Source organism: Bacillus sp. YC2 (assembly GCF_019891195.1).
In the GTDB taxonomy this organism is placed as follows: domain Bacteria; phylum Bacillota; class Bacilli; order Bacillales; family Bacillaceae; genus Bacillus.
In genome coordinates this window covers 69,646-80,980 of sequence record NZ_JAHXDO010000014.1, presented here as the reverse complement: position 1 = coordinate 80,980, position 11,335 = coordinate 69,646, and the positions used below count along the sequence as shown (strand labels likewise).

Annotated in this window: 13 protein-coding genes; 11 read left to right on the top strand and 2 right to left on the bottom strand. The window is 46.6% G+C overall.

The features are described 5' to 3' along the window. The 3 genes from KY305_RS17745 to KY305_RS17735 all read left to right on the top strand — a co-directional run. Nucleotides 1-88 (top strand): KGG domain-containing protein (locus KY305_RS17745; RefSeq protein WP_316252460.1); only part of this gene is annotated, 88 nt, incomplete at its 5' end. Between the two features lie 144 nt (nucleotides 89-232). Continuing rightward, complete coding sequence (locus KY305_RS17740; protein ID WP_223063651.1) at nucleotides 233-574, top strand: cupin domain-containing protein; 342 nt, start codon at nucleotides 233-235, stop codon at nucleotides 572-574. After that, nucleotides 568-921, top strand: coding sequence for a YdbC family protein (locus tag KY305_RS17735; protein WP_223063650.1), 354 nt, complete (start codon nucleotides 568-570; stop codon nucleotides 919-921). The genes KY305_RS17740 and KY305_RS17735 overlap by 7 nt, the downstream gene beginning before the upstream one ends. A 26-nt stretch (nucleotides 922-947) precedes the next feature. Here the strand turns inward: KY305_RS17735 and KY305_RS17730 are convergent, their stop codons facing one another. Further along, on the bottom strand, nucleotides 948-1,769 hold the full coding sequence (locus tag KY305_RS17730; RefSeq protein ID WP_223063649.1) for a manganese catalase: 822 nt from the start codon (nucleotides 1,767-1,769) through the stop codon (nucleotides 948-950). Nucleotides 1,770-1,852: 83 nt separating this feature from the next. Beyond that, nucleotides 1,853-2,905 (bottom strand): TRAP transporter substrate-binding protein, encoded by a 1,053-nt coding sequence (locus KY305_RS17725; RefSeq protein WP_223063648.1) that lies wholly within the window; start codon nucleotides 2,903-2,905, stop codon nucleotides 1,853-1,855. Between the two features lie 79 nt (nucleotides 2,906-2,984). Between KY305_RS17725 and KY305_RS17720 the strand changes: the two genes are divergently transcribed. From KY305_RS17720 to KY305_RS17685, 8 genes are all read left to right on the top strand, one after another. Beyond that, entirely contained in the window at nucleotides 2,985-4,607 is a 1,623-nt protein-coding gene (locus KY305_RS17720) for a two-component system sensor histidine kinase DctS (protein WP_223063647.1), read from the top strand. After that, nucleotides 4,582-5,253: a two-component system response regulator DctR gene (locus KY305_RS17715; protein ID WP_223063646.1), complete on the top strand. Its 672-nt coding sequence runs from the start codon at nucleotides 4,582-4,584 to the stop codon at nucleotides 5,251-5,253. The genes KY305_RS17720 and KY305_RS17715 overlap by 26 nt, the downstream gene beginning before the upstream one ends. Nucleotides 5,254-5,361: 108 nt before the next feature. Then, entirely contained in the window at nucleotides 5,362-6,618 is a 1,257-nt protein-coding gene (gene dctP, locus KY305_RS17710; protein ID WP_214801612.1) for a dicarboxylate/amino acid:cation symporter, read from the top strand. Nucleotides 6,619-6,801: 183 nt separating this feature from the next. Then, complete coding sequence (locus KY305_RS17705; RefSeq protein ID WP_223063645.1) at nucleotides 6,802-7,851, top strand: AI-2E family transporter; 1,050 nt, start codon at nucleotides 6,802-6,804, stop codon at nucleotides 7,849-7,851. A gap of 101 nt (nucleotides 7,852-7,952) precedes the next feature. Further along, entirely contained in the window at nucleotides 7,953-8,879 is a 927-nt protein-coding gene (locus tag KY305_RS17700; RefSeq protein WP_223063644.1) for an ABC transporter ATP-binding protein, read from the top strand. Beyond that, nucleotides 8,872-9,639: an ABC transporter permease gene (locus KY305_RS17695; protein WP_223063643.1), complete on the top strand. Its 768-nt coding sequence runs from the start codon at nucleotides 8,872-8,874 to the stop codon at nucleotides 9,637-9,639. Before KY305_RS17700 ends, KY305_RS17695 begins: the two co-directional genes overlap by 8 nt. A 96-nt stretch (nucleotides 9,640-9,735) precedes the next feature. Beyond that, nucleotides 9,736-10,071, top strand: a complete 336-nt coding sequence (locus tag KY305_RS17690) for a hypothetical protein (RefSeq protein WP_061520120.1) — start codon at nucleotides 9,736-9,738, stop codon at nucleotides 10,069-10,071. A gap of 115 nt (nucleotides 10,072-10,186) precedes the next feature. Further along, on the top strand, nucleotides 10,187-11,335 hold the full coding sequence (locus KY305_RS17685; RefSeq protein WP_223063642.1) for an acyl-CoA dehydrogenase family protein: 1,149 nt from the start codon (nucleotides 10,187-10,189) through the stop codon (nucleotides 11,333-11,335).

Sequence of the window (11,335 nt, the reverse complement as noted above, 5' to 3'; positions counted from 1 at the left end):
AGGCGGAGAAGCCACAAGCAAAAATCATGACAAAGAATTCTATCAGGAAATCGGCCAAAAAGGCGGAAACAGCCGAAGCAGCGATTAATCCAAACAAACAGGCAGACATCATGAAACCACAAAAAACGATCCGGATCACATCCGGATCGTTTTTTTGTGTATGATTTTGCAGAATATTCAGCTCATGAATCAGATTTCTGCGTTACAATAAAAACAAAAAGGAGATATCGATATGCCGAACGTTCAGAACCTGCTTTCCATGGCAAATGTAATAAAAGAAAAGCATGCCAATTTTTCTGTATCAGAAGTCAATGATCATTGTGTACGCCTTGCCGTTTTCACGGGCGAATATGATTGGCACGCTCATCCGGAATCCGACGAGTTATTCATCGTTCTTGAAGGGGAGCTTCATATTGATTTTGAAAACAAAGAAACCGCAATTTTAAAAGCAAACGACAGCTTGCTTGTACCGAAAGGAACCGTTCACCGCACGCGGTCCTATGTCAGGACCGTTAATTTGTGTATCGAGCACAGCCATGCTGAAACAGTTATCAGGGAGGGGGCGGAATGCTGATTAAAAAGGTCATATGCCATGTAGCAGAATCCCAAGCCGAAGAATTTTCAAAAGCCCAGTCCAAATGGAGTGAATTGTCGAAAGTAAAAGGGTTTATGAGGCAAGCGGGCGGATGGCGCACGGATGAAGACGGGCATCTCACCGCCGTGATCGTCGGAGTATGGGAAAACCGCCGATGCTATGAAGAGTTTATGGCACACAGCCACGATCAAATCTTTGCAAACACAAAGCAAAACGATACCTTTCAATCAATAAACGTTCAGCTGTATGAGACAGACGATGTACGCGATTTCTTTCGACAGCTTGACCTTCGATTTGAACCGGAATGGATGGTGCTGAACACATAGAAAAAGCCCTGCTGCAGGGCTTTTTCTCACTCCCGTCCCGGAAGCGTATTATGGACATAAGGCGGAACCGGTCCCAATTCTGCCTTTTCGCCGTATGCTTTCGGCTCCTTCACATATTCAAATACTTCACCATCCGGCGCTTTTTCCTTCAGCCAATTTTGTTCAGCGCTCTCTTCGCCTTCTGAGAAATTGATGAGCTGATGGGAGAATGACTGCTTTTCAAGCGCCTTTGGAAATGTGCCGGGAACGATCGGGCCTTCTTGCGCCTCAAGTTCTTTAATGGCCGCAAGCCATTGGTTCTGGTGCATCGTATCGCGGGCCAGCAAAAAGCTGAGCATATCTTTCACGCCTTTGTCATCCGTCATTTCATACAGACGTGCGACTTGGAGTCTGCCTTGTGATTCCGCGTTCAGATTGGCCCGGAAATCTGCCAGCAGGTTTCCGCTTGCGACGATGTAGCCGGCGCTCCACGGAACGCCCGTGCTGTTTTCCGGCATCGCTCCGAGTCCTGAGACAATCGCGTGATGAGGGTTCATCCCGCCTAAGATTGAGCCGATAACAGGATCATCAGCGGCTTGCTCCTGCTCTGCCAGCGGAGCGTCTTCAAGCAGCCTTGCAATCATTGTGGCGATCATTTCCACATGGCCGATTTCTTCCGTAGCGGTGTCCATCAGCAAGTCCTTATATTTTTCATTTCCACGCGTATTCCACCCTTGGAACAAATACTGCATGGCAACGGATATTTCCCCGAATTGCCCGCCTAAAATCTCCTGCATCTTTTTTGCGAATAATGGATCAGGACGGTCCGGTTTAGCAGGATGCTGAAGCCTTTTCGTATGTGTGAACATATATCCATCTCCTTTTCGTTTCGTCTCTTTTTTACTTCCCGGCAAAGAAATAAACGAAACGAAAGACAACGTATCAGATTCAGTCAGGGCTGGTGCCGCAAGGATAAAAGCTCTTGAATGAGTCCGCGGCCGATGACAGACTCATATTGCCCGTAAATCGGATCAAGGCGTTTCATCCACTTTAATTTCTCCGCTTTCGTCAATACATGAATGCTGATGGCCGAATTTTTTTTGATTTCCTCAAGCTGTTCTTTGTTCATCTGTTCGGCGGAGGACTCATTCCATTCGGTCGTTTCCTTCATCGCTTCCGTTAAAATGTTCCTCGTTTTTTCAGTTTGCGAATTCCAAAAACGCTCGTCCGTCATCACCGCATAACCGAGATACCCGTGATTGCTGATTGTCAAATAATCTTGAACATTATAAAATTTTTTAGAATAGATATTTGAAATCGTATTTTCCTCTCCGTCAACGAGGCCGCTCTCCAGCAGCTGAAACGTCGAATTGAAGGAGTCCTGACGGGGATACGCTCCGAGGAGGCGGTACTGGTCTTCGATCACGCTGCTCGGCATGATCCTTAATGCCTGTCCTTTCAGATCATCCGGAGATAAAATCGGCCCTTTATTTGATGTGAGCTGCTTAAATCCGTTCGTCCAATAGGCCAGCCCTTTGACATGCTGTTTTTCTAAAGACGCAAACAGGCGTGCACCGATTTTACCGTTTAAACCTTTTTGAACGGCGTCATAGCTTGTAAACGCGTAAGGCAGATCCAAAACACCCCATTCAGGAGAAAGCATGCCGAGCTTTGAAGTGGAGGGGGCGATGAATTGCACGTCTCCGTTTTGGAGGGCGTTCATTTCTTCATTATCTGAATAGAGGCTTCCGTTTGGAAACACTTCGATCTTAATGCTGCCGCCGGACTTTTTATACACCAAGTCCGCAAACTTATTAGCGGCCCGCCCTTTGGGGGTGTTTTCAGCAACGACATGGCTGAATTTGAAAACAATTTGGTCTTTCAGGCCTTCCTGTTCGTCATCATAGTACATATCTTCCGAGGCGAAACGATCATGAAAGCCGATAAATAAAGCGGTTGCAATACCGAGTACCATCAATCCGAGACAAGTCAGCATACTTTTCATCGAAAACCCCTCCGTTATTTTCTATAACAAGCATAATCGGGCGGGCCATTTTCGTAAAGAGACGGAAAGGAAGAGGCTAATGACGAAAAAAAAGCTTACCATCCGCTGGAAAATCACCATTCTTTCTTATATCGTCGTCATCTTTACATTTTTGATCGTAGGCATTGTACTGATCGGCAATATTCAGCATACGGAGGAGCGCGAGCTGAAAAAAAGGCTGATGAATACAGCACGGACGGTATCGGAGATGACGGATGTAAAGCGGGCTTTGGAGCAAAAGAAGCAAAGGGCAGACGTGCGCCATGCGGTCGAAGAAATCCGGATTATAAATGAAGCCGACTACATCGTCGTGATGGATATGGATCATATCCGCTATTCACATCCGGTGAGCACGATGATCGGGAAGCGTTCAAGGGGTGAGGATGAAGAGGCGGCGTTTGCCGAGCACATTTACTTTTCGGAAGCGAAGGGCGAAATCGGCACCGCCGTCCGCGCCTTTTATCCAGTGAAAGACCGGGAGCTGAATCAGATCGGTGTCGTCCTTGCGGGCAAAACACTCCCGGGCTTCGGCGATATTTTACTTCATTTAAAACATGAAATTCTGTTCATTGTCCTTCTGGCGCTCGGTTTCGGTTTGGCCGGCTCCTTTTTATTGGCGCGCCACATCAAAAAACAGATGTTTTGGCTGGAGCCTCACGAGATTGTGAGAATGTATGAGGAACGAACCGCCACATTCCATTCGATGAACGAGGGCGTCATAGCCATTGATAATCAGAATATTATTACCATTTTTAATGAAAAAGCGAAGCAAATATTTAATGTGAAACAAGACACGGCAGGAAAGCTGATTTGGGACGTTCTGAATGATTCCCGCCTTCCGGAAATCGTGGAGCGCAACCAAGCCGTCTACAATGAAGAAATTCAAGTCAGCGGAAAGGTGATTATGAGCAGCAGAATTCCGATCGTCATGAAAAAAAAGGTCATCGGAGCCGTTGCCATTTTTCAGGACAGAACGGAAGCGGCCAAAATGGCTGAGGAACTCACCGGTGTGAAAAACTTTGTCGATGCGCTCAGGGTCCAAAATCACGAGCATATGAACAAGCTCCATACCATCGCGGGGCTGATCCAGCTCGGAAAATCAGAAAAGGCCCTCCAGCTTGCTTTCAAAGCTTCCTCAGAACAGGAAAGCGTCACTGAATTTCTTCATCAGGCGATTCAAAATGACGCCGCGGCGGGGCTGTTGTTAAGCAAAATCAGAAGGGGAAAGGAACTCGGCATTTCTGTCCGCATTGATGAAAACAGCAGCCTCACCGACTTCCCGGAGCATGTCGACCAGCATGACATTGTCGTGCTGCTCGGAAATGTAATTGAAAATGCTTTTGGCGCGTTTGAAACGGCAGACACGGAGGATAAACGAATTGACATCAGTATTGAGCAAAATGAAGAAGTGCTTGCTATATTAATAGAAGATAACGGAAGCGGCATTTCCGATCAGCACATCCCGCGCCTATATGAGAAAGGGTTTACCGTAAATAAAACAGGAGGTACGGGCTACGGTTTATTTCTCGTCAAACAAATAGTCGACAAAGGAATGGGCGTCATTGAAGTTGACTCGCAGCAGGGACAGGGATCGGCATTTTCCATCTTATTTCCGATGAAGGGGGCAGAAACAGCATATGGACATCAAGGTGCTGCTTATTGAAGACGATCCGATGGTGCAGGAGGTGAATAAAGAATTTATCACAAGCGTGGCGGGCTTCAGGGTCATCGCGACGGCAGGAAACGGGGAAGAAGGAATCAGGCTGATAAAAGAATGGCGGCCCGAACTGGTGATATTGGATGTGTACATGCCGAAAAAGGACGGAATCAAAACCTTACAGGAAATCAGAAAACAAAAGCTCGAAGTCGATGCCATCATTGTTTCGGCGGCAAAAGACAAAGAGACGATTCAGCTGATGCTGCAAAACGGCGCCGCCGACTATATTTTAAAGCCGTTTAAGCTCGAACGGATGAGGCAGGCGCTCGAAAACTATAAGCAATACAAACGAAAGATTGAAGAGCATGACACCATGTCCCAAGACCAGCTCGACGTTTTGCTCAAATTGCCGCAAAATCCGTCCAGGGATCTGCCGAAAGGATTGAATCATTTTACAATGAATGAAATATTGACCTATATGAAACAGCAGACGGCGCCTCTCTCGGCCGAAGAAGCCGCAAAAGCGCTCGGAATTGCCAGAGTGACGGCAAGGCGATACCTTGACTTTTTGGAGAAAGACGGCCAGATTAAGCTCGACATTCAATACGGCGGAGTCGGCCGTCCGGTGAATCGCTACATGTTCGTCCGCTGAATAAGACCAAAAAGACCAAAATGTCCGTTATGATCATAAGCTTCCCCTTATATAGTGAAAACGCTACCATTTCACTATAGACAAAACGAGAGGCAAGGGGGAATAGGGATGAAGGTCTTTAAAAATTTAACCGTTCAAGTCATCACAGCGGTTATCATCGGCGTTATTGTCGGGCTGGTTTGGCCTGACGCGGGAAAACAAATGAAACCGCTCGGCGATACATTTATCAATGCGGTGAAGATGATTATCGCGCCGATCATTTTCCTGACAATCGTACTCGGTATCGCAAAGATGGGCGACATGAAAAAAGTCGGCAAAGTCGGGGGAAAAGCATTTATTTACTTTGAGGTTGTGACCACAATCGCCCTTATTATCGGGCTGCTTGTCGTTAATATTATGAAGCCCGGAGCAGGACTTGATTACAGCAAGCTTGAAAAGGGAGATGTCTCGCAGTACACGCAAAACGGGGGACAGGGCATTGACTGGATCGAGTTTATCACTCATATTGTACCGTCCAACATGGTTGATGCCTTTGCAAAAGGCGACATTCTTCAGGTCTTATTCTTTTCCGTTTTATTTGGGGTCGGCCTGGCGGCATTGGGTGAGAGAGGCAAAAGCATCATTGATTTCTTCGATAAACTGTCACACGTATTTTTCAAAATCATCGGCTATATTATGCGTGCGGCGCCAATCGGCGCATTCGGGGCAATGGCCTATACGATCGGGCATTTCGGCCTTGACTCAATTAAGCCGCTGGCAAGTCTGATGCTGTCGGTTTACATCACAATGTTCCTGTTTGTTTTTGTTGCTTTAAACATCATCTGCAAAATATTCGGTTTCAGTCTGTGGAACTATCTTCGTTTTATTAAAGATGAATTGCTCATCGTTCTCGGCACAAGCTCATCTGAGTCCGTCCTGCCGCGGATGATGGATAAAATGGAGCGCTACGGCTGTTCTAAATCAGTGGTCGGGCTGGTGATTCCGACGGGCTATTCCTTTAATCTGGACGGCACCTCGATTTACCTGTCGATGGCAACTGTTTTTCTCGCACAGGTATTCGGCGTTGACCTCACCATCGGCCAGCAGGTTACCATCATTCTGGTGCTGATGCTGACGTCTAAAGGCGCAGCCGGTGTGACGGGGAGCGGATTTATCGTGCTCGCCTCCACTCTGTCAGCACTTCAGGTCATTCCGTTAGAGGGCCTTGCGCTTCTCCTCGGTGTTGACCGCTTTATGAGTGAAGGAAGAGCGATCGTCAACCTGATCGGAAACGGAATTGCCACCATCATTGTCGCGAAGAGCGAAAACGAGTTCGATGAAGTGAAAAGCACACAAGCCGTAAAAGAAATGAAAACGGCGGTATAAAGGGGTAGAGCGGCATGCATCCGGCATGCCGTTCTTTTTTTCTGCCGTCATGAGTAAAAATAATAAAATTGTTTCAATTTATTAAGAGATGGACAAAGACCTTAGCGTCATTTTGTTATATAATTTACAATTAGAGAGTGAAAGATGAAATCTAAGGGCTTTTGTCCTAGCAGGAGTGTATAAATGGCGGCTATTTTTAAATTTTTTCAGCATCCGGGTGTCAGACGTTTTTGTGTTTTTCTTGTTTTGGCTGGGGTGTTAGTTGTATTCCGAAATATGATTAACCTGATTTTGCTTACGTTTATTTTTACTTTTCTGATGGATCGGCTGGAAACGGTCGTCCGGCATTTTTTGAACCGTTTTTTCCGGGTCAGCCAGAGGGTGGTCATTACCTTTTTATATATTGCGCTGGCTGTCGGGGCGACTGTCGGGGGCTTTGTGTTTTACCCGGTTGTTGCCAAGCAGATTGAACAGCTCGTCAAACAAATCAAACATATTGCTTATCATCCTGATATCATCCCGTTTTATGACGAGATATCGAGCGTGTTCGGCGATATCAATATCGGTTCTTATGTAAAAGAAGGATTTAATGTACTGTATACATACTTGGCCGATATCAGCACATTTGGTTTGCAGGTCGTGATGTCACTGATTCTCAGCATGTTTTTCCTGTTCGAGAAAAAGCGGCTCACCGAATTTATGAAAAAATTTCAAAACAGCAAGCTGTCTGTTTTTTATTATGAAATTGCTTATTTCGGAAGCAAGTTTGCAAGAACATTCGGCAAAGTGCTGGAGGCTCAATTTATTATCGCGCTGGTGAACTGCATCCTTACCTTTATCGCGTTAGCGATTCTGCATTTCCCGCAGCTGTTCGGCCTGTCCATCATGGTCTTTTTCCTCGGGTTAATACCCGTTGCCGGTGTGGTGATTTCCCTCATTCCGCTCAGCATTATCGCTTATACGACGGGCGGAGCCGCGTATGTCATTTACATTGTGCTTGTCATTTTCGTCATCCATGCGATTGAAACGTATTTCCTCAACCCGAAATTGATGTCAGCAAAAACGGAACTGCCGATCTTTTTTACCTTTACCGTCTTGATTTTCTCTGAACATTTCTTGGGCATCTGGGGATTAATCATCGGAATCCCGATCTTTGTGTTCCTGCTTGATATTCTTGATGTCGTCAATAATGGAGAACAGGAAAAAAAAGGTCCGAAGCCGGATGAAACGTAAATCCGCCCTCGACCCTTCACGAATAAATGACAAATGTTATAATGCAGACAGTGCCTATGTACGGGCACTGTTTATTTTTTGTGAAAAAGGAGGAAGGCTGTATGACTGAGCCGATTTTACATATCGAAGGCCTGGACAAAACGATAGGCAAAAAGCAAATCTTAAAGAACATCAGCATGGATGTCAGACAGGGCGAAATCATCGGTTTGTTAGGTCCGAACGGATCGGGGAAAACCACGCTGATCAGAATCATCGTCGGCCTGTTAAAGAAAAACAGCGGCACGATTACGATTAACGGCTTTCAGCATGATACTGAATTTGAAAAAGCGCTTGAATCCGTCGGCGCCATCGTAGAAAATCCTGAATTTTACCCATATTTAACGGGGTGGGAAAATCTGAAGCACTTTGCCAACATGCACAAACAAATCACGGAAGACAGGCTTAATGAAGTGATTGAGCGGGTCGGGCTGACAAATGCCGTTCACGACAAGGTAAAAACGTATTCCCTCGGTATGCGCCAGCGCCTCGGCATCGCACAGGCGATTCTTCACCGCCCGAAACTGCTGATCTTAGATGAACCGACAAACGGGCTCGACCCCGGCGGAATGAAGGACTTTCGCGAGCATTTAAAGGAACTCGCCGAGCAGGAAGGGACGTCCATCCTCTTTGCGACGCATTTATTGCGGGAAGTGGAGGATCTTTGCGATCGCGTGATCATCATTCAAAAAGGGGAAATCAAAACAGAGGTTACGCTGCGCGGGGCTTACGAAAAAGAAGAAAAAGCCGTCATCGAAATTCAGCCGGCTGAAAAAGCGTTTGCTTGGCTGTCCGAACAGCAATACGAACCGGCGAAAAACGGCGATTCAATGACCGTCAGCGTATCGAAGAAGAACATTCCGGAATTGAATCGCGCACTGGTCGGACAAGATTTTCTTGTATATTCCATTATGCCTTATTCAGAATCACTCGAAGATGAATTCATGAAAGTGACGACGGCGCTTCAAGAGGAGGGAGAGACGAATGTTTAAATTGGTTTTGAACGAGCACATGAAGCTCTTTAATCGAAAGGTAACGTTAGTTTCGCTTATTCTCATGGCCGCCCTGCAGTTCCTCATGGCGCTTGTCATCAAACGGCTCGTCATCAGTGCCGGAACGGATGAAAATTTCATCGGCTACATGGCGTACGCACCCGGATTGAATATTCTGCTTGAGGCATTAACGATCGTGATCGCGGCAACGATTATTTCCTCGGAATTTGATAAAAAGACGATTAAATTTCTGCTCATTCGTCCTGTAAAAAGGGAGCGGATTTTTGTATCCAAACTCATTACCGTGTTTCTGGTCAGCTTGTACCTGTATTTGGCATACTACATTCTTTCCATGCTGTTCGGCATCGTCTTTTTCGGGATGTCCGTTACGTCTGAATCAGGAACGTTGCTATTAAATACGCTGAAAGTGATCGGCACGAATTGGGTGGAGGCTTTTGCGATGGGATGCTTCGGATTATTGTGCTCTTCACTATTCCGAAACAGCGCCACGGCTGTCATTCTTTCTTTTATCGTGCTGTACGGCGCAAAATCACTCGTCACCATTATGTCTGTCTTTCAAAACAAATGGGGAAGCTTCCTTCTGTTTGCGAATACCGATCTGACGCAATACATGAGCGGAGCAAAACCGATGTTTACGGGAATGACGCCGTTATTTTCTGTCGGGATCATTATCATCCACATCGTATTCTTTTTAGCGGTCGCATGGTGGAGCTTTTGCAAACGGGATGTCCGGGTGTAAAGTAAAGGAATGACATTTTTGTGAAAAAGATCACGAAAAATCAATAATTACAGCTATTTTGATTTATAATAAAGGTAATGACGGAGGTGCTCTCACTTGAGAAATTTTATTACCGCATTACCGATTGTATTATTGCTTGGTTTTTCCTTTGTGTCATTTATGTTCCGGTTCGACCATCTTGTCTATTTCAGGCTTGCGCTGGGGCTGTTTTCCACAGTCGGTCTGTTTCTTTTATATAAAATGAAGACGGGATTCCGATATTTCATCATTTACCTGTATGCAAGCTGGATTGTGCTTGCGGCAGTTACCGCGTTTGAAGAGCCGATATTCTCAAGCTTTTTCTTCGGCGGTCTTGTGATGACAATGGGCTATCTCACCTATATGCTGATCTATCTCGGGTTAAAGCAGGACCGGGACCCGGAAGCAGTCTGAACACGCTATTCAATAAGATAGCGTGTTTTTTTATGGGTGCTCACAGTTGCGAAAACAAGCCTGAATCTCTATAATACTTATTAAATTTATCGGAATTATATGAGGGGGAATACCAGTGTCATCGCTATGGATACAGAACGAACGGCAGAGGGAATGGATGGAAAAAATCGGCCGGCTTGCAGATGAATTTCAGGAAACGGCGGCGCTTGATGATGAACAGGGACGTTTTCCCGCTGAGAAAATCCAAGCATTACGGGATGCCGGTTATACGGCGTTAACGGTTCCCGCATCTCACGGCGGCGCCGGCATGTCCGTTTATGACATGGTGCTGCTTCAAGAACGGCTGGCACAGGGAGACGCGGCTGTCGCTCTCGGAATTGGCTGGCATTTATCCGTCATGGGTGAGCTCGGGGAAGGAAACAGCTGGAATCCAGACGTCTTCACATTTATTACAGAAGAAGCAAAAAAAGGAGCCCTCCTAAACAGAGCAGCGACTGAGGCGCAGACCGGAAGCCCGACAAGAGGGGGAAGACCCGGCACGGCCGCTGTCAAACGAAACGGCAAGTGGGTCTTAAACGGCAGAAAAACCTTCACGACGCTTTCGCTGACACTGGATTACATGTTAGTAACGGCGTGGATTGAAGAAAAGCAAACGACGGGTGTTTTCCTGATTCACAAGGATCAAGCAGGGGTTTCTGTGGAAGAAACGTGGGATATGATGGCGATGAAGGCGACCGGAAGCCATGATCTGCTTTTACATCATGTCACTGTCAGTGACGATCGGCTTGTTGAGTTTCTGAACGGGCCGAGAGGGTCTAAGGTGAATGGCTGGCTGCTTCACATTCCGGCGGCTTATTTAGGAATCGCCCAAGCGGCAAGGGACTATGCCGTTCGTTTTGCGTCCGAGTATTCTCCGAACAGCCTGAACGGCCCGATCAAAGAAGTGCCCGCCGTACGCCAGCGGGTTGGAGAAATGGAGCTTGAATTGTTAAAAGCAAGACAGTTTCTCTTTACGGCGGCGCAAATGTACGACGATCCGCAGCGCCGTCAATACATTAAAAGCGAGCTCGGCGCGGCAAAATACATCGTGACAAACGCAGCCCTTTCTATTGTGGATAAAGCAATGAGGATCACCGGCGCAAAAAGCCTGGAACGGAGCAATCCTCTTCAGCGGTATTACCGGGACGTCCGGGCAGGCCTTCACAACCCGCCGATGGACGATGCGGTTATCGGCAAATTAGCGGCAGAAGCATTTGATTCGTAA